Here is a 17,792-nt window from a genome sequence, read left to right as displayed (position 1 = left end):
TCGAGGAGGGCCAGGAAGTCAAGGAAGGCGACCTGATCGTCGTACTCGAGGCGATGAAGATGGAACAGCCGCTCAACGCGCACAAGTCCGGCACGGTCAAAGACCTCGATGCCGAAGTCGGTGCTTCCGTCACCTCCGGCGCAGCCCTCTGCAAGATCAGCTTGTGAGCGGCCCCACAGCAGCCGGCGAGACAAGGTGCCGCGGCGCCCACGACGACTTCAGGTCCCCACCACACGTACAGGAGCAGGAGGAACACCGATGAGGGTGGCTGCCACCGAAGGCCGCGTCACCGCCCAGCAGTCGGCGCAACTGCGACGGCTCATCGACGAGACCGCCGCACACGGCCGTATCGGGGTCGCACGGGGCGCCGGTGTCGGCGCCCGTGCCGGGACACCGGCGACCGAAGGCGAGAGCAAGGTGACCGCCCGCGAGCGGGTGGAGCAACTGCTCGACGAGGACTCGTTCGTGGAGCTGAACGAGTCCCTGGGGAGTTTTCCGGCCACCTCCGTGCCGGGGGCCGGCCGTGCCTCAGGCGAAGGCGCCGTCTGTGGCTACGGCACGGTCGACGGTCGCCCGGTGGCGGTCTTCGCGTTGGGCCGCCCCGATCTGGGCGGCGCCTTGAGCGAGGCCGGCGCCCTGAAGATCGTCACCGCGATCGACTTCGCGCTGAAGACCGGCTGCCCCGTCATCGGCATCCACGACTCCGCGGGTACGCACACGCAGGACAGCACCGCAACCCTGGGCACGTACGGTGAGGTCTTCCGCCGCCACACCCGGGCCTCGGGCGTCATCCCGCAGATATCGCTCGTCACCGGATCCTGCACAGGCAGCACGACACATTCGCCGGCGCTCACCGACTTCGTCGTGATGGTCGACCAGAACTCGCACCTGCTGACCACCGGCCCTGACGTCGTCAACGCCGTCACCGGCGAGGACATCGGCCGGGAGGGACTGGGCGGAGCACGCACCCACAGCACCGTCTCGGGAAGCGCGCACTACCTGGCGGACAGCGAGGAGGACGCATTCGATCACCTCAGGACCCTGCTGTCGTACCTGCCTTCCAACAACCTGGAGGACCCGCCTGCCTACCCGGAGGAGGAGGCCGCCGAGTGGGACACCCTCACCGAGGGGCGTGAACTCGACACGATCATCCCCGAGACTGCGCACCAGCCGTACGACATGCGGCGGCTCCTCGAGTGTGTCCTGGACGACGGCGAACTCATCGACGTCCAGGCGCTGTTCGCGCCCAATGTCATCACTGGTTTCGGCCGGGTCGAGGGCCGGCCCGTCGGTGTTGTCGCGAACCAACCGCTCCATCTCGCCGGCTGCCTGGACATCAATGCCGCCGAGAAGGCAGCCCGCTTCATCCGCACGTGCGACGCCTTCAACATCCCTGTGCTCACCTTCGTCGACGCCCCCGGCTTTCTGCCCGGCACCGCTCAGGAACTCGGCGGTATCGGCCGGCGCGCCGCCAAGCTGGTCTACGCCTACGCGGAGGCCACCGTCCCGCTCATCACCGTGATCACCCGCAAGGCGTATGGCGGCGCGTACGAGGCGATGGGCCCCAAGGGGCTTGGAGCCGATCTCTGCGTCGCCTGGCCCACCGCCCAGGTCGCGGCCATCGGAGCCCGGGACGCCATCGGCATTCTGGACCCCTTTGAGCAGGCGGGAGACGGGTCCGACGGCCTGGCGGCGGAGTCCCGGCGTGCACAGCTGATGGTCGAGTACGCACATGCCTTGCTCACCCCACGCCTTGCCGCCGAACGCGGTCATGTCGACGCCGTGATCGAACCGTCGCGGACCCGGGAGTACCTCGTCAGCGGTCTGCGGGCGCTGCGCACCAAACGTGAGACGCCGCCGCCGAAGAAGCACGGCAACATCCCCCTGTAGGGAGCAAGACGATGTCCGTTATCACCGTGCTGTACGGAGAGCCCACTCCTGAGGAACTCGCCGCTGTCGTAGCCGTGCTCGCGGCCCGCACGGACGGCACCGCCTCGCCGGATCGCCGGCCTGGCACACCGGGGCCCACGCCCATGTCCGCGTGGGCCGACCGCGCGGCCGGCCTGCGACCCGCGCCCGCGGCCCGGTTCAGCCGCAACCGCCTTGTTCTGCCAAGAAGGACAACCTGATACGGGGCTGTTCGCCGGTTTCGGGCGAGCCTCCCCCCAAGCAGGGAGTACTCGCCCGCCACTGGGGCGAGGTCATCACGACTGTGGAACTGCCTGTCGACATCTACGCGGCCGAGGTGTTCCGGCTCAGGAAGCGCATGGTTCATGACGAGGCCGGCACACGCGCCGATCTCAGCAGTTCGTCGGCCGACGCGCCGAGACAGGCAAGGTGCGGCGGCTGCTCGCCGTCTCACCTCTGGTGACCCTGACAGGGGTCGGCGGCGTCGGCAAGACGCGTCTGGCGCTGCGCGTGGCGCGCCAGGTCACGCAAGCCTTCCCCGACGGCGTGCACATGGCCGAACTGGCCGCCGTACGTGATCCGGGACTCCTCGCCCAGACCGTCGCCGCCGACCTGGGACTGCAGAACCAGAACGGCCGGAGGCACGTCGACATGGTGCCGAACACGCCCGTCGAAGACGGCTGCTGATCGTCCCGGACAAGTGCGAACACCTGGTGGACGCCTGCGCGGAGACGCTGGACGTCCTGCTGCGTCCGGCGCCCGGCCCGCGTTTCCTGACCGCCAGTCGGCAGGTGATCGGCGTCACCGGCGAGCACGTCTTCCCCGTGCCTGCGCTGGCCACTCCGCTGCCGGACGGCCACCGGTCCCGTACGAAGCTCACGGCGTACCCGGCGGTCTCCTTCTTCGAACCGCGGGCTGCCGCTGTCCTGCCGGGTTGCCCGCTCACCGCCGACAACGCAGAGGCGGTCGGACGACCGGTACACCGCCCGGACTGCCCCTGGCGATCGAGATCGCCGCCGCCAGGATGCGCACGCTCAACGTGCCGCAGGTCCTGGAGCGTCTGGAGGACCGCTTCGCACTCCTGACAGGGGGCAGCCGCGCTGCCCTCCCCCGGCAGCGGACCCTGCGCGAGGCGATGGACTGGAGCCACACCCTGTGCTCCGACGACGAGCGTAAGCCGTGGGCTTTGAGATCGCCGAGGACGCCGAGGCGTTGGGGCTGGACCTGGACACCGTCCTGGTGCCGGTCAGCGGCGGCGGGCTGATCCCGTTCTTGGGCAAACGTAAGCAGTGATGACGGTTCAGCCCAAGGAATTGTTGCTTTTCCTCGTGCATCAACACCGCAGACAATGCTTACGAGATGAGCGAATTGCAGTCCGCAGCAGTCAAGTTGACGTGCCTTCGGTATCTGCTCGTCGCTCCCCTGCTTTTCTCCCCTCTGCCACCGATATGGCGCACTCACGCATGACTCCACCAATGGAGGCTTCCTTGAGCACCTCATCCACGTCCGGCCCGCCGGCCGACAGGTCCGCAGCCGGTCACAGCAGCCGCCCGTGCCATCCCGCCATGGGAGAAGTTGTGATCGCCGCTCCGCCGACCCAGGTGACGTGGCACTACCAGGATGCCCGTGGCTACCGCGCCCAACCGAGCCGGCCGTCTCGGCCCTTCCACGAACGACTGCCCGGCTACGCACCCACCCCTCTGGTGAACGCCCGAGGCCTTGCAGAAGAGCTCGGCACCGGACAGGTGTGGATCAAGGACGAATCCAGTCGGCTCGGCCTCCCTTCCTTCAAGGTGCTCGGCGCATCCTGGGCCACATACCGCGCGCTGCAGGAGCGTGGCGGCTTCACCGACGACGCATGGCGAACGGTCCATGATCTCGCCGAACTCGTCGCGGCCACCACCACGGTCGAACGGCTCGCCGCTGCTACCGACGGCAACCACGGTCGCGCCGTGGCCCGGGTGGCCCGGTGGCTCGGGCTCAAGGCCTCGATCTTCGTGCCCGCGGATACAGCAGCGGCGCGTACGGAAGCCATCGTGTCGGAAGGCGCTCACCTCGAGGTGGTCGCCGGCGGCTACGGAGATGCCGTCCGCCGGTCAGCACGCGAGGCTTCCGACACCTGCCTGGTCATCTCCGACACGTCCTGGCCTGGTTATGAGGACATACCTCACAGCGTGGTGAGTGGTTACAGCACGATCTTCCAGGAGGTCGAGCAGCAACTCGCCCGGTGCGGCGGCAGGACACCCGACGTCGTGGTGGTGCAGGTGGGCGTCGGCGCACTGGCCAGTGCCGCGGTCCGGCACTGGCGGACATCCGACGCCGAGGCCGCACCGCGCCTGGTCGCCGTGGAACCTCTGGCGGCCGCCTGCAACCTCCTGTCGAAGCGGGCAGGCACGCTGGTGACGATTCCCGGTCCGCACGCCTCCATCATGGCGGGGCTGAACTGCGACACGCCCTCTTTCATCGCCTGGCCGGACGTCTCCGGCGGTGTCGACCTCTTCCTCGCCGTCGATGACGACGCTGCCCGCCAGGCGATGCGCGATCTGGCCCGTTTCGGTGTGGTGGCGGGAGAGACAGGAGCTGCGGGGCTCGCCGGTCTCAAGGAACTGACCCAGGGGGCAGCGCGTTCCTGTCGGGACGCACTCGGGCTCGATTCTTCCGCCTCCGTCCTTCTCGTGTGCACCGAAGGCGCAACGGACCCCGCGGCCTACGCGGACATCGTTCACGGCACGCCAGCGCAAGAGGCGTGAAAACCCTGTATTGCCCGACGAATCTGGAGGTAGAGCGAGCATGGCACGACGAACATATGGCGGTCCGCTGATCGATGTCCAGGGTGCGATCGACATGCACTGCCATCCCTTCCCGGACCTGTTTCCGCGCCTCGCGGACGACTTCGACATCGCTCGCGCGGCAAGAGACGCCGGCCTGCGGTCGATCGTTTTGAAGTGCCACCACGAAAGTACTGTCTCCCGGGCCTATCTTGTGCAGCGCGCGGTCCCGAACATCCAGGTGTTCGGTGGCATCACCCTCAACAACTATGTAGGGGGTATAAACCCGGCAGCAGTCGAGGCAGCCCTGCGTCTCGGGGGCGTCGAGGTCTGGATGCCCACCGTGGACGCCGGTTACCACGCCGAACTCCACGGGGGGACGGGCGGTTACGACTCCCAGGCCGGCGGCGTACGAGGACAGGGCATCTGGGTGACCGACGAACGCGGCCGACTGCACGCCAAGGTCAAGGAAGTTCTTGAACTGGTGGCCCAGTACGGTGCGATCCTCGGGACCTGCCACCTCTCCCCGCGGGAGATCGTGGCCCTCGTGAAGGAGGCACGGAGTGTCGGGGTGGAGAAGATCGTCGTGACCCATCCATTCTTCAAGGTCCCCAATCTCGACATCCCGACGATCGAGGAGCTGGTCCGGCTCGGGGCGATGCCGGAGTTCGGCTACTGCACGATCTCGCCGGCATGGCAGTATGCCGCCCCGGAGAAAATCGTCGAGGCGGTGTCACGTGTCGGCGCCTCGCGGTGTCTCCTGGTCAGCGACACCGGCCAGCGGCACAATCCGATGCCCCACGAAGCGCTGCGGGTCTTCGCCCAGACTCTGTTCGAAAAGGGCGTCTCCCAGGACGACATCACGACCATGATCAGCCGTAATCCCGGCGACCTGCTCGACATCTCTGCGCGCAGAGAGCCGAGCGAGGACGATCTTGCATGGGCGCGGCGACTCAACGAAGATCCCTGTGCGCCCCAAATCTCCAGTCCCTGATCCTCTCCCCTGGTGACGCCCTGCACCCACTCGCCGCCAGGGTCATCGCCCCGCCGGGGAAACGCCCCGGCGGCAGCCGCCTGCCGCCTCGTCACCGGCGGTGGCGAGCAGTTCTCCGTCCGGGGTTAACGTCACCTCAGTTGCCCCATCCCGTCAGCTTTCCCGTCCCCTCCAGGGCTGTGCGGAGCCGGCCGAAGAATGCGCCGCTCGCAACGCCTCATCTCAGAACGGTCGTTGACCAAGCGGGCCCGCCCGTACAGCGAGGCGCTCGGCAGGCGGACCATGCTCCACCTGGAGTGGGACGGGCAGCTTATGGATGAAACCGCCACCGGCCTTCGGAGATGACGTCCACCTTGTCGTCATTGACGCGAATAGCCGTCTCGTCGTCGATGAAATAGACCGGGAAGTCAGCCCGCTCGACGATGCGATCAGCCCAGGCGTCGTCCCGCTCGGGGAAATCCGGCGAGTACAGGTGGGGCTTCACATACCAGTCGAGGACACCGAACGGCGGCTTCACGGTCGTCGCGCCGAGCATGTGCAGGTCTGCGGCGTCCCCGATGACGTCGGCGGAGTGTTCAGTGAGATGCCGGCTGAAGATCATCGATCCGGCGCTCACCCCTACGTAGACCCGGCTCTCCAGCGCTTCCAGGAAGCCGTCGGCCAGGTCGTTGCCGGTGATGCTGCGCGCGAGGTGGTAGTGGCTGCCACCCTCGACATAGACGACGTCGGCGTTCAGCAGCCGGTCGAGGACCATCTGCCGAGGCAGGCCGTTCAGCTCCAGGATGTCGAACTCCCGCCAGCCGAGGCCGTGCAGCCGACTCAGGTCGGAGACGAACCATCCGTGGTCTCCGGCCTCGGCGAAGGACGCCGTAGGAACGTACACGATGTTCGCCGAGTCGAACGGCTTTCCCAACAGCTCCCGCAGTGCCTCCCGCAGGGTCTCGTTGCGCAGGCCGCTCGACGTCAGCAGAAGCTTCATCGGGCGAGACAATCACGACTGAAGGCTGCACGCAACGCTCCGAATCGGGCAGTGCGCGCGAGCGGTCTGCCGCGATCAGGCGGACGGGGAACGGGCTTCACCGATGAGGAACGGGGGCGAGGTGGCCGGCCGCCGTGAAGGTGCGCGCGGCGGGAGTCAGGGGGCGCGGGCGATAGCCCGGCGTAAGCCGCGAGGCGCACGGTTGCGCCGAAGGCCTCCCTTCACCACCGGCGGCGGGCGGTGAACTCGGCACCGAGGAAGGCACCCAGCCAGCAGCGCCGTGGATCGCTGCCGCTGGCCGTGCTCGTGGAACCGGGTGCCTCGATGAGCGGCGTGCGGTAGCGCTCCACTTTGTGGTCCCCGCGCTTCCGAACGGCCCCGATTTCACCACTGACCCATAAGCAATACTTTGACTTATCCTCAGAGGCTCTTGAATTGCTTTGGCTCTCACGCTCCGGCACCATTCCCCCATCGACGGATGGCGAGGAGGCGGCAAATGAAAACGATCGGGCTGATCGGGGGGATGAGCTGGGAGTCGACCGCGGAGTACTACCGGCTGCTCAACGAGCTCACGCGCCACCGGCTTGGCGGGCTGCACTCGGCAAGGTGCGTGCTGTACTCGGTGGATTTCGCAGAGATCGAGCAGTTGCAGGTCCGGGGCCGTTGGGCTGAGGCCGGAGAGATCTTGGTGACTGCCGCTCAGTCGCTGGAAAGGGCCGGCGTTGACATGGTGCTGATTTGCACGAACACCATGCACAAGGTTGCTGATCAGGTTGAGGCGGCGGTCTCGGTCCCACTGCTGCACCTGGCCGACGCCACGGCGGATGCTGTGCGGGCTGCGGGCGTGCGCCGGGTCGGCTTGCTGGGCACCGCGTTCACCATGGAGCAGGATTTCTACCGCGGTCGCCTGGAAGCGAGCGGACTGCGAGTGCGTGTCCCGGACGCCGAGGGGCGCGCGCTCGTGCACCGGGTCATCTATGAGGAACTCTGTCTTGGCGTGGTGAGGGAACAGTCACGCATGGCCTACCAGAGGATCATCAAGGATCTCGTTGCGGAGGGAGCAGAAGGCGTCATCCTGGGCTGCACCGAAATCGAGCTTCTCATCGGCTCGCGGGACAGCCCTGTGCCGGTCTTCCCCACGGCACGGCTGCACGCGGAGGCGGCCGTTGACGCGGCCTTGGCCCAGTAGTCGGGGCTGGACCAGGAAGCCCCGCTCCGCGGCAGCGGGCGGCTGTAGATCTTGTCGAGTCGCGAACCGTTCCGCCCCTGCCGCGCCGATGAAAGGGTAGTAGGGCTCGCATCCGCTCAACGGAAGAGACCCTTCGGGTATGGCCACCATCCATCGCACCACTCTCAAGCCCACCAAGCTGGAACTGCTCACCTCCTGGCTCCCCTCCCGCCCGTGGTACCGAGGCGGCGCGGGCGAACCCGAGCTGGCCAAGGCAGGCGGCTTCCGGCTGGACGATCCGCAAGGCGAGGTCGGGATCGAGTTCATCGTGATCGCCGACACCTCCGGCTCCCACCCGGGCACCTACCTAGTGCCGCTCACCTATCGCGGCGCCCCGCTCAAGGGGGCAGAGCACGCCCTCGTCGGCACCATGGAGCATGGCGTGCTGGGGCGGCGCTGGGCCTACGACGGCTGCCATGACCCGGTGCTGGTCGCCCAGTTGCTGGCCCTGATCGAGGGCCGGGCCCAGGCCCAGGCCCAGAGCACCAGCGACACCCCCGACCGGGAGGTCACCCGCTCCTATGCCGGTGACAGCCTCCGTCCCGCCGACTGCGCCACCACTGCCATCGACGACCAAGAGGGCACCGAGCTGACCGTCCTGCATGGCACGACCCTCCGCCTGCACCGGGTGCTGCAGCCGGCCCCGGTCGGCCGGCCTCTCCCTCCACAGGGAGCGACAGGCCACGTCGCCGGCTCTTGGCGCACAGCGGATGGCACCCCCGCACAGGGGCTGTTCGCCGTCCTGCACACCGGTCTTGAGGCCTGAGTCCTGTCGTCGAATCCCGTCCTCCGCCCAGGAGGGCGGGCCCGGCGGCGTCAGGTGCGTGCTCTCAACGCCTCCGGCTCGATCTCGAGGACAGAGGTCTGACAGGTGCGCGGGAACCGCAGGGAGACCCTGCTCACGCCGCGGACCGGCCGTGCGCCACGGCGGCGTTCAGCCCCAGCCGGTTGGACATCGCAGACGTTCGAGCCCGCCATTGACGGGGACGGGCAGGCCGCCCAGCGCCCGCAGCGTTCTCAAAGAGGAGGGGGCAGACCGACTCTTGCGGCCTGCCCCGATCTACGGCCGTCGGTCGGCGGCCCGGCAGTCCTAACGCCGGTGGTTGGCGCCGCCGTGGTGGTGACGGCCCCGGTCGTCCTCCCACGCGAAGTCGTCCACGAAGCGGCCGCGCTTGTTGCGCAGGGTCGCGGTGTCGGAACGGTTGTCCCATACGTAGTCGCGGCTGTCCTGGTAGAGGTCCGTCTCGGTGTCGCGGCCGAAGCCCGTGTGGATACGCACCGTTGAGCGGCCCTCCAGGCGGTAGCGGTCGAAGGTGTAGGTGAGACCGTCCTCGTCCTCCAGGGTCCAGCCGTTCAGGCTGACCTCACGGCGGCTGTTGTTGGTGATCTCCACCCACTCCCGGTTCAGCGAGCGGTTGGAGAAGTCGTCACGGCCCGGGGAGTCGTACTGCACGGCCGAGATCTCCACCTCCGCGCGGCCCGGGCGGGGGTGACCGGCGGCCGACGCCGGCAGCGCTCCGGCGCTCAGGACGGCGACGGCCGCGAGGGCGGCGGACAGACGGCGGGCGGTCACAACGGAAGCAGACACAAGACCTCCTGCAGGTGCGGGCACCGATCCCTTCGCAGCCCGCCAGTCGGCGGGGGAAGTGATCGTGCGGTGTGCGGGTGGCGGCCGGTCGGCCGCTCGCTCACACCCTGGCCGCGACTGCGGCAGGTGAACACGCTATGCGCACTGTGTTACGAATCACCTACATTTCTATTACTCTCGCCTGCAATGTCCATTTATTCGGTAGATGATCCGAGTTGATGGCTCGTCAGCCTGCATCGCGTTGCAGGTACTGACCAATCCGCCCCTGCGTTCCGGCGCCCAACCGGCAGCGGTCCGCCCCCCTCACCCGAAAGTGCGTAACAGAGCCTCAGGCACGCACGACGCCCAACGTGGGCCCGCTTGGCTTCGTAGACGAGGGCCAGGTTCTGGCACAGCGCGCTCAGCTGACGGCAGCGCCGAACCACTTGGGCAGCCGGCTGAGCAGATCCTGCTGATCTTCGCCGACCCACGCCACATGGCCGTCCGGCCGCAGTAGTACGGCGGGCACATCCAGCTCCTCGCTGACGTCGACGACGTGGTCGACCCGATCCGACCAGCCCGCCACCGAGAGCCGGCCGGTCTGGTCAAGCAGCAGTCCGCGGCCGCCGCGCATCAGCGCGTAGAGGCGACCACGCTTCAGTCCCACGTCCCGCAACCGGCGGCCGAGCAGTTCGTGGCCCTCGCCGAAGTCATAGCGGACCCCGATCCCACTGATCCTCTCGACCAGGTACCGGTTCACCTCCTCGAAGTCCATCAGCTCCGACACCAGCCGGCGCACCGCTCGGGGGCCCGGCTCGGAGGACAGCAGTTCCATCTGCGCGCGGGTGTTGTCCAGCACGTCGGCGGCCACCGGATGCCGTTCGGTGTGATAGCTGTCCAGCAGCCCCTCCGCTGCCCGGCCACCCACCTCGGCGGCCAGTTTCCAGCCGAGGTTGAACGCGTCCTGGATGCCGAGGTTGAGCCCCTGCCCGCCGGTCGGCGGGAGACACCCGCCCCCTCATCGCCTCTCGTCGGTGTCGGCGGTGGCCGGGTCGCGCAGGGGCCGCAGGCCGCCGCCCGCCAGGCTGGAAGCAGGCTGGTGACAACGCCGGCCGGGCCGGTCCCGATGCCGGTGTTGGCCAGCCTTCGGATTGCGTCAGCGGTCGGTGCTCAAAGGGCCTTGCCCCGCCGCTTCCGGTCGCGGTGCGCGGACACGTGGACCCGTGTGGCACACAGGCGTGAGCAGTATTCGCGGCGGCCGTTGCGGGACACGTCGACGAAGACGGTGCGGCAGCCTGGGGCGGAGCACCGCCCGAGTCGGCAGGGATCGGTCTCGGTGAGGACCAGGGCGAGCCCGGCCGCGGTGGTGGCCCGTACTCGCGTGACGACGTCGGCGTTCTCGTCGGCGTAGTGCAGGTGCGGCGGCTGGCCGTCGTGCGTGGACACGTAGGGCCGGGCCGCCGCATCGGCCAGCAACCGGTTGACGACATCGACCTGCTCCGGCCCGGTGGGAGCAGCGAACGCCTCCCAGAGGCGCAGGCGCCAGGCCAGCAGCAGCTGGAGCTGCTGATCGGTCAGCTGGGCGCGCGCCACCCGGTGCTCGGCCAGCAGGGTTTCGACCATGCGGGCCTCGCACCGGTCGTCGAGGTTGGCCAGGGTCGCTGCCAGCAGGGCCGCGTTGCCACCGTAAGCGTTGAAATGCATTTACTCATTGCATCACGCTCTCGGCATGACTCCCTGCGTCTTCCGCACCCTGTCCAAGCACTCGACATCCCTGGGCTGGGTGCGCTACCAGCGCTGCCCGTGCGGACGCCTCCGCATCCTGCTTGCCGGGGATGTCCTCAAGGACGGGCCTGCGCCACCATGCAGGCCGTCGCCTGAACCGGTGACCACGGTCGGACGGGCAGCCGGTGGCGGTGAGTCGGCGTGCTAGGGCTCAGCTGGGCCCAGCTGGGTTCCTTCGTCGCGCTGTGCCTGGTCCTTGCGGCAACTCCCGGCGCCAACCTCACGGTCGTGCTGGGCTGCGCGCGACAGGGCGGTCAACGTGCCGCGGTCGCCGCCGCGGTCGGCCTGACGCTCGGCAAGGTTCTCTGGGCCACAGGCTCGGTGCTCGGACTCGCCGGCTTGATGGCGACCTCGCGCGCGGCATACGACGGGCTCCGGCTGGCGGGCGCGGTGTACCTGATCTGCCTGGGAGTGCAGGCCCTGCGCTCGGCCAGGCGCAGGTCGACGGACCAACGGCCCGACGGTGCCGCTCCAGAACTCTCTGCGTACGGCGGGTTCCGCCGCGGTCTGATCGGCGACCTGCTCAACCCCAAGGTGGGGATCTTCTACACCACCGTGTTCCCCCAGTTCATCGGGCCTGACGATGCGGTCGTCCCGGCCGCTGCCGCGCTGCTCCTCGCTCACACCGCGGTGCTCATGACGTGGTATCCGGGGATGAGCTACCTGCTCACCCGGGTAGGCCGCCGGCTCCGGAGACCAGGTCTCGCGGCCGCGCTGGATGGGGTCATGGGTTCCGCGCTCATCGGGCTCGGCATCCGACTGGCCATCGTTCCACTCTGAGATGTCCGGCTGCCCCTGGCCTTTGCCGCCACGGCGGTTGCGGTTGGCCCGCTGGTCCTTCGGCTCGGGGATGGTGTGCTTGATATGGCGTCTGGACACGGTCAGGCGGGCTGCCACAGCTCGAGCCGATTGCCCTCAGGATCGGTAACCCAGCCGAATCGGCCGACACCCTCCATGTCCTGCGTGTCCCGGGCCACGTCCGCTCCCTTGGCGCGCAATTGCGCGACCATCGCATCCAGGTCACGGACTCGGAAGTTGAGCATGGTCTGCTGGGCGCGGGACCCGAAGTAGTCGGTCTCGGACTCGAACGTCGCGAACACCGTCACCCCGGCCTCCTGACGCCACAGGCCGTTCTCATCGACGTCCAGGCCCAGGCAATCGCGATACCACGCGCTCAGGGCCTGCGGGTCGGTGGCCCGCATGAAGTATCCGCCGATTCCCAGCACACGTTCCATGTCGCTATCTTGCCAGGACGGCGATCGGGCGGGTTGGCACCACACCATCGCCCGCTTCACTCCCCCGTCTCAATCGTGGGGAAGTCGCTGGACTCCGTCGGCGGCGACGGTCTCAAGGCATCGGGTGCGTTGTTCTCCGCCCCACTGAAGCAACCGTCTGACGCAGCGCTTCTCCGACACTCCGAGGCCCTGCCATGCAGATGTGGTGATCGACAACGCTCATAGTGGAACGAGGGAAGAGGGCCACCGCACGGGAAGGGGAGGCGCCTGTGACCACACCGCCGATCGACTACCAGGCCTTGTTCGACGCCACACCCAGTCCGTATCTGGTGCTGGGCCCGGATCTTGTGATCCTCGACGTCAACGAGGCGTACAGCCGCGCCACTCTCCGTTCTCGGCACGACCTGGTCGGGAAGTATCTCTTCGACGCGTTCCCCGACAACCCGGCAGACCCCGACGCCGACGGCGTACGGAACCTGAGTGCTTCCCTGCACCGGGTTCTGCGCTCGAACCAGGCGGACACGATGGCGGTGCAGAAGTACGACATCCTCGTGCCCGACAGCCCCGGGGGGTTCGAGGAAAGGTGGTGGTCCCCGATCAACACCCCCGTGCTGGGACCCGACGGACACGTGGCGTGGATCATCCACCGCGTGGAGGACGTGACCGAGTTCGTGCTCTCCCATGCCGCCCACCCGCAGCCGGGTCAAGCGCTCAGCGAGCGGCAGGCCATGGAAGCCGAACTCTATGCGCGGGCGCAGGAACTCCAGGGGCTGAATGAGCAATTGCGGCAGGCCCACGCCCGGGAACGGAAGGTCGCCGTCACCCTCCAGGAAGCCATGCTGCAGTCCCCGGACCTGGCCCGGCACCCGAACATCGCGGTGCGCTACCTGCCCGCCGCCAAAGGGCTCAACCTGTGCGGAGACTGGTACGACGTAGTGGACCTGTCCGACGACGCCTTCTCCGTCGCCGTCGGCGACGTCGTCGGCCACGGCCTGGAAGCCGCCGCCGAAATGGGCATGCTCCGCAGCGCGTTGTCCGCCGCCGTCCGCGCCCTGCACGAGCCCGCCAGGGCCATGGAGGTCCTGGGCCTTTACGCCCGCTCGGTGGAGGGGGCACTGGCCACCACCGCGGTCAAGGCCGTCATCGACACCCGCCGCCGCCACATCACCTACAGCAGCGCCGGTCACCTCCCACCGGTCCTCATCCGCCCCGACGGCACCTTCGTCCTGCTCGACCAGGCCACCGACCCCCCGCTGGGCGCCCGCCCCCAGCATGTCCCGCGCCCCCAGGCGGCCGTGCCCTACGCCCCCGGCGACACCCTCGTGCTCTACACCGACGGGCTCATCGAACGCCGTGGCGAGGACATCGACGTCGGCCTGAACCGGCTCACGGACAGCCTCGCCGCCAGCCCGCGCCTCGGCCCTGAACACCTGGCCGATTCCCTGCTGTACCACCTCGGAGTCAGCAGCGGAGGGGAGGACGACATCGCCCTGATCGTCGCCCGCCTCTAATAGTGCTTCCAGTGCTTCGTCAGGTTCTGGCTCTGTTTCTGCGGGTGGTGAGGGGGCGGCCGTCACGGTCGCGGCCTCGGGCTTCGCTCATCGCCGCCTTCCGCCAGGCGTACGGGCCGCCTGACGTCCTTCACGGCCCGGGACGCTGGAGGGCGTCGGCCGCTTCTCCGCCTTCGACAGGCGTACGGTCGCGCAGCGCAGGGCTCCGTCGTGGGAAGCCTGGGACCACGCCGGTCGCAGCGCGCTGTGGCTCGGCGGCCGGCTCGGGCGGCTTCGGGCGTTTCGTGTCACCGGGCAGGCCGCCACATGGTGGTGACGACGTGGCCGGTCGCGGTGGTGATCCGGTCGCGGGCGGCGAAGCCGACGCTTGCGTACCGCTCGAGGTTCGCCGGGTTGGACGACTCCAGGTACGCCGGAGCGCCCACGGCGTCGATGCGCGCCAGGCTGTCGGCCAGCAGGCCCATGCCGAGCCCGCGGCCCCGGTGGCGGTCGTGGGTGCCCAGGAGCGTGAGGTAGAAGTGCGGCTCGTGGGGGCGGGCCGATTCGAACTGGGCGGCCATCGCCAGGACCGTCCGGGCCACCGCCGGGTTCGCCGCCCGCTCCAGGAAATCCTTCAGGCCGGCCGCCTCCTTGGGGGTCAGCTCATCTCCGCCGGGCGGAATCCAAACGGCCGCAGCCTCCACGTTCTGCGTCACCAGCAGCCACGCGTGCCGCAGTGCCGACGTCGCGTACAGGCGCCACAGGGCGGCCGCCTGCACGGTGCGGTGTTCGGCGTCGGGGAACGCCGGGCCCCAGAGCGGGTCGTGGAAGAAGGCGGTGGTCAGGGTGTCGACGACAGCGTCGATGTCCGTGGACGTTGCAACCCGTGCGCGGACTGGGCGGGACGACATGGTGTACGTCAACTCCCCGCCGTCGGGCGGGCCGGGACGGTGTCCATGTGCAGGTCCGTAGCGCAGGCCGGTGGCCACTTCCGGTGCTGCCCGGCGCCCCGGAGGCGGCCGAGCGTCACCTGGGCCGCCGCAAGATCCTGCACGCCCAGGCCGATGAGCTTGCAGACGGTGATCTCGCCGACTCGCTCGCGGCCCGGCGCCGATCCTGCGAGGACCTCTCCGAGTTCCGTGAGGTCCTGGAAGGCCGTTCCGGCCCGGGCCAGGTCCCCGTGTACGGCGGTCAGCGCGCGGCTGTCCACCACGATCCGGTCGGCGCGGTGGAGACAGGCCGAGGACAGTTCGGCCTTGGTCGGGTCGTCGGCGCCTACGGCGGTGATGTGCAGGCCGGGGGTCAGCCAGGCCGCATCGACCAGCGGCTCGGTGCTGGCGGTGGCCGTCACCAGGACTTCCGCGCCCTCGCACGCCTGTCGGGCGGTGCCCACCGGAGTCACGCGCAGGTCGGGACGGCGGGCGCCCAGGGCGGCGGCCAGTCGCTGGACTCTGCTCGCGCGACGCCCCCAGATCCGTACCTCCTTGATCGGTAGTTCGTCCGCGGCGGCCAGGACCTGCAGGTACGCCTGAACCCCCGTACCCAGGACACCGAGTACGGCGGAGTCCGGACGGGCCATCGTACGGGCGGCCAGTGCGCCGGCGGCCGCGGTGCGGATGTCGGACAGGTGGTGCTCGTCCTCCAGCAGGGCCCGCAGGTCCCCGGTCCGGGCGTCGAACACGGCGACGACACCGGCTCCGGGCGTGCCGCCCTGCCGGGAGCGCTCCAGGAACCAGGTGGCCACCTTCACCGTGAAGAACGGACGACCCGGCAACCAGGCCGACTTCACGTGCACGTCGCCGTCCCGGCCCGCCGGTGCGAACACCGCCACCGGAGAGTCACCCAGCCCGCGGCTGAAGTCGGCGAGCGCGGCCGCCACCGGTTCGATGACGTCCTCGTACCCGACGATCGCGCGGATCGTGTCCGGCCCGACGTACGCCGGTATCGGCTGGTCCGGTTGTGTGGTCTCAGACGTCGCGGTCACTGGGGGAGCACCTCCAGCCGTCCTTCACCGACGAAGGCGACATCGCCGCCGACCCGCACGGAGTGGATGTCCTCCCCGTCACCGTGGGCGCTGATCGTCATCTCGCTGGGGCGTCCGGTGAACCGGCCCTGCCGCAACGTCACGGCTTCGCCGTCGCCGGTACGGCCGTGGCGACGCAGGTAGGCGGCTGCGCAGCCGGCTCCGCTGCCGGTGGCAACGTCCTCGGTCAGCCCGTCGTTGTTCCAGTGCCGCGCCTCCAGCGTGGTGGCGTCGAGGACGTACGCGAACTGGGCGCCGAGAGCCGCCAGTTGCTCGGTGATGTCCGAGCCGATGTGGGCGCGGGCCAGGGCGCCCTCGCGGACCGGGAGCACCAGATAGCGCAGCCCCGTCGAGACGACCTCGGGGGGCAGATCCGGATCCAGGTCGCCCTCGTCGAGGCCGAACCACGCGGCCAGGTCCTTGGCGTCCGCGGGGTCCGGGCGGCCGAGGAACGACGCCCGGCCCTGGTCCAGCACGCTCGCGTACCGTCCGGGTCCCCGCCGCTGTGTGGTCACCTCGACCGTGCGGGCCTTCAGCCGCAGCGTCCATGTCTCGCGCTCGCCGGCGCCGTGCAGGGCGTGCAGCACGCAGGCCGCCCCGATGACCGGGTGTCCGGCGAAGTCCAGTTCCTCGATGAGGTCGAAGACACGCGCCTGCCAGGCAGGGCCCGCCGGTGCCCCGTCCGGGGACAGGAAGATCGACTCGAAGTGACGCAGTTCCTGGGTGATCCGCTGCATCTGGGCGCCGCTGAGCCCGGCGGAGTCCGGGAACACGGCGAGGCTGTTGCCGCTGTAGGGCCGGTCGGTGAAGACGTCGACGTGGAGGAAGTGCATGCGGCCGACGCTACGGGGCCGCCAGGCCCTAAGGAACTGGCCAATCACGAAGGACCCACATAATCTTTGGTTATGGCTTCAGATCTCGACATGGCACAGCTGCGGGTCTTCGTCACCTGCACCCGCTCCGGCAGCATCAGCCGCGCAGCCACCGCCCTGGGGAACAGCCAGCCCGCGCTGAGCCAGCAGCTGCGCAGGCTGGAGCGCGCCGTCGGCCAGTCCCTGCTCCACCGCGCCGCCACCGGCGTCACCCTCACCAAGGCCGGCGAGGCACTGCTGCCGTACGCCGAACGCATCCTGGCCCTGTCCGCCCAGGCGCTCACCGTCGCCGCGCCCGCCGTCCAGGGCCACTGCGGTGTCGGCCTGCTCGAGGACCTCACCGCCGCCCCGCTCCCCCAGGCCCTGGCCGACTTCACCCGCATGAACCCCGAAGCGACCCTGGAGCTGATCAGCGGGCCCGGCCCGATACTGCGCGAGGCATACGAGCAAGGACGCATCGACCTTGCCCTGTGCGACCCGTCCTACCTGCCCGAACCACCACGCTGGACCGTACACCTCCCCCTCACCTGGGCCGCCGCCCCAGGCATGGACACCACCCTCGACCCCCTCCCCCTGGTTCTCTTCTCCCAGCCGTGCCGCTGGCGCCAGCCGCTGCTCGACGCCGTCGAAGCCGCCGGACGCACCTGGCGCACCGCCTTCGAGAGCACCAGCCTGCCCGGCGTCCGGGCAGCCGTCCGCGCCGGTCTCGGCGCCGCCGCCCTCATCCCGGCCACCGCCGAACCGGGCACCGCCGCACGCGGCCTCCCCCAACTCCCCGACGTCGAACTCGGGTTGGTCCGACGGCCCGGAACCGAGGGTGTTCCCCTCATCGACGCCGTGGAGGATGTGCTCAGACGCCTGATCTGACCGACGAGGAGACTCTTGCCGGGGCGGGTTCCGTATCAGCCCGGCGAACGTGAGACCGACAACGTCGGTCACCGCA

At 69.3% G+C, this 17,792-nt stretch carries 19 protein-coding genes and 1 pseudogene; 11 read left to right on the top strand and 9 right to left on the bottom strand.

Features of this window, described 5'->3' with window-relative positions; all coding sequences use genetic code 11:
• The 6 genes from ACZ562_RS16240 to ACZ562_RS16215 form a co-directional block, all read left to right on the top strand.
• Nucleotides 1-167, top strand: a 167-nt coding sequence (locus ACZ562_RS16240) for an acyl-CoA carboxylase biotin carboxyl carrier protein subunit (RefSeq protein WP_471178843.1), incomplete at its 5' end; no start/stop codon positions are given.
• A 91-nt stretch (nt 168-258) separates the two neighbouring features.
• Nucleotides 259-1,890: an acyl-CoA carboxylase subunit beta gene (locus ACZ562_RS16235; protein WP_471178784.1), complete on the top strand. Its 1,632-nt coding sequence runs from the start codon at nt 259-261 to the stop codon at nt 1,888-1,890.
• A gap of 11 nt (nt 1,891-1,901) precedes the next feature.
• Entirely contained in the window at nt 1,902-2,129 is a 228-nt protein-coding gene (locus ACZ562_RS16230) for an acyl-CoA carboxylase epsilon subunit (protein WP_471178781.1), read from the top strand.
• A 238-nt stretch (nt 2,130-2,367) separates the two neighbouring features.
• A complete protein-coding gene (locus ACZ562_RS16225) occupies nt 2,368-2,595 on the top strand; it encodes a hypothetical protein (protein WP_471178778.1) in 228 nt (75 codons plus the stop codon).
• A gap of 605 nt (nt 2,596-3,200) precedes the next feature.
• Complete coding sequence (locus tag ACZ562_RS16220) at nt 3,201-4,658, top strand: diaminopropionate ammonia-lyase (protein ID WP_471178775.1); 1,458 nt, start codon at nt 3,201-3,203, stop codon at nt 4,656-4,658.
• A gap of 40 nt (nt 4,659-4,698) precedes the next feature.
• The gene (locus ACZ562_RS16215) at nt 4,699-5,670 is read left to right on the top strand and encodes a DUF6282 family protein (protein ID WP_471178772.1); all 972 of its coding nucleotides are present in this window, start codon (nt 4,699-4,701) and stop codon (nt 5,668-5,670) included.
• Nucleotides 5,671-5,980: 310 nt separating this feature from the next.
• Here ACZ562_RS16215 and ACZ562_RS16210 read toward each other — a convergent pair whose 3' ends face one another.
• On the bottom strand, nt 5,981-6,649 hold the full coding sequence (locus tag ACZ562_RS16210) for a Type 1 glutamine amidotransferase-like domain-containing protein (protein ID WP_471178769.1): 669 nt from the start codon (nt 6,647-6,649) through the stop codon (nt 5,981-5,983).
• Nucleotides 6,650-6,870: 221 nt separating this feature from the next.
• On the bottom strand, nt 6,871-6,999 hold the full coding sequence (locus ACZ562_RS16205; RefSeq protein WP_471178767.1) for a hypothetical protein: 129 nt from the start codon (nt 6,997-6,999) through the stop codon (nt 6,871-6,873).
• Nucleotides 7,000-7,145: 146 nt separating this feature from the next.
• Between ACZ562_RS16205 and ACZ562_RS16200 the strand changes: the two genes are divergently transcribed.
• Both ACZ562_RS16200 and ACZ562_RS16195 read left to right on the top strand, forming a co-directional pair.
• The gene (locus ACZ562_RS16200) at nt 7,146-7,838 is read left to right on the top strand and encodes an aspartate/glutamate racemase family protein (RefSeq protein WP_471178764.1); all 693 of its coding nucleotides are present in this window, start codon (nt 7,146-7,148) and stop codon (nt 7,836-7,838) included.
• A 139-nt stretch (nt 7,839-7,977) separates the two neighbouring features.
• Entirely contained in the window at nt 7,978-8,643 is a 666-nt protein-coding gene (locus tag ACZ562_RS16195; protein WP_471178762.1) for a maltokinase N-terminal cap-like domain-containing protein, read from the top strand.
• Between the two features lie 324 nt (nt 8,644-8,967).
• Here the strand turns inward: ACZ562_RS16195 and ACZ562_RS16190 are convergent, their stop codons facing one another.
• The 3 genes and pseudogenes from ACZ562_RS16190 to ACZ562_RS16180 all read right to left on the bottom strand — a co-directional run bounded on the left by ACZ562_RS16190 (nt 8,968) and on the right by ACZ562_RS16180 (nt 11,148).
• Nucleotides 8,968-9,465, bottom strand: coding sequence for a lamin tail domain-containing protein (locus ACZ562_RS16190; RefSeq protein ID WP_471178759.1), 498 nt, complete (start codon nt 9,463-9,465; stop codon nt 8,968-8,970).
• A gap of 400 nt (nt 9,466-9,865) precedes the next feature.
• Nucleotides 9,866-10,447 (bottom strand): annotated as a pseudogene (locus tag ACZ562_RS16185) (FAD-dependent monooxygenase); the annotation flags it as partial.
• Between the two features lie 167 nt (nt 10,448-10,614).
• On the bottom strand, nt 10,615-11,148 hold the full coding sequence (locus tag ACZ562_RS16180) for a CGNR zinc finger domain-containing protein (protein ID WP_471178756.1): 534 nt from the start codon (nt 11,146-11,148) through the stop codon (nt 10,615-10,617).
• 222 nt (nt 11,149-11,370) lie between these two features.
• Between ACZ562_RS16180 and ACZ562_RS16175 the strand changes: the two genes are divergently transcribed.
• On the top strand, nt 11,371-12,009 hold the full coding sequence (locus tag ACZ562_RS16175) for a LysE family translocator (protein ID WP_471178753.1): 639 nt from the start codon (nt 11,371-11,373) through the stop codon (nt 12,007-12,009).
• 101 nt (nt 12,010-12,110) lie between these two features.
• Here ACZ562_RS16175 and ACZ562_RS16170 read toward each other — a convergent pair whose 3' ends face one another.
• Nucleotides 12,111-12,464: a VOC family protein gene (locus ACZ562_RS16170; RefSeq protein ID WP_471178750.1), complete on the bottom strand. Its 354-nt coding sequence runs from the start codon at nt 12,462-12,464 to the stop codon at nt 12,111-12,113.
• Between the two features lie 269 nt (nt 12,465-12,733).
• On the opposite strand from ACZ562_RS16170, the gene ACZ562_RS16165 reads away from it, so the two are divergent.
• Nucleotides 12,734-13,975, top strand: coding sequence for a PP2C family protein-serine/threonine phosphatase (locus tag ACZ562_RS16165; RefSeq protein WP_471178747.1), 1,242 nt, complete (start codon nt 12,734-12,736; stop codon nt 13,973-13,975).
• A gap of 287 nt (nt 13,976-14,262) precedes the next feature.
• Here ACZ562_RS16165 and ACZ562_RS16160 read toward each other — a convergent pair whose 3' ends face one another.
• The 3 genes from ACZ562_RS16160 to ACZ562_RS16150 are packed head-to-tail and all read right to left on the bottom strand — an operon-like array spanning nt 14,263 to nt 16,810.
• The gene (locus ACZ562_RS16160; protein ID WP_471178744.1) at nt 14,263-14,865 is read right to left on the bottom strand and encodes a GNAT family N-acetyltransferase; all 603 of its coding nucleotides are present in this window, start codon (nt 14,863-14,865) and stop codon (nt 14,263-14,265) included.
• A gap of 8 nt (nt 14,866-14,873) precedes the next feature.
• Nucleotides 14,874-15,938 carry an ornithine cyclodeaminase family protein gene (locus ACZ562_RS16155; RefSeq protein WP_471178741.1) on the bottom strand — a complete coding sequence of 355 codons (1,065 nt, stop codon included), beginning with the start codon at nt 15,936-15,938 and terminating at the stop codon, nt 14,874-14,876.
• Nucleotides 15,935-16,810, bottom strand: coding sequence for a PhzF family phenazine biosynthesis protein (locus ACZ562_RS16150; RefSeq protein WP_471178738.1), 876 nt, complete (start codon nt 16,808-16,810; stop codon nt 15,935-15,937). The genes ACZ562_RS16155 and ACZ562_RS16150 overlap by 4 nt, the downstream gene beginning before the upstream one ends.
• A gap of 72 nt (nt 16,811-16,882) precedes the next feature.
• Between ACZ562_RS16150 and ACZ562_RS16145 the strand changes: the two genes are divergently transcribed.
• Entirely contained in the window at nt 16,883-17,716 is an 834-nt protein-coding gene (locus ACZ562_RS16145; protein ID WP_471178735.1) for a LysR family transcriptional regulator, read from the top strand.
• Nucleotides 17,717-17,792: the final 76 nt, after the last annotated feature.

The sequence above is a fragment of the Streptomyces sp. NPDC040410 genome, assembly GCF_055595715.1.
The sequence above is the reverse complement of the archived record's forward strand: the minus strand, read 5'-3'. Positions and strand labels throughout refer to the sequence as shown.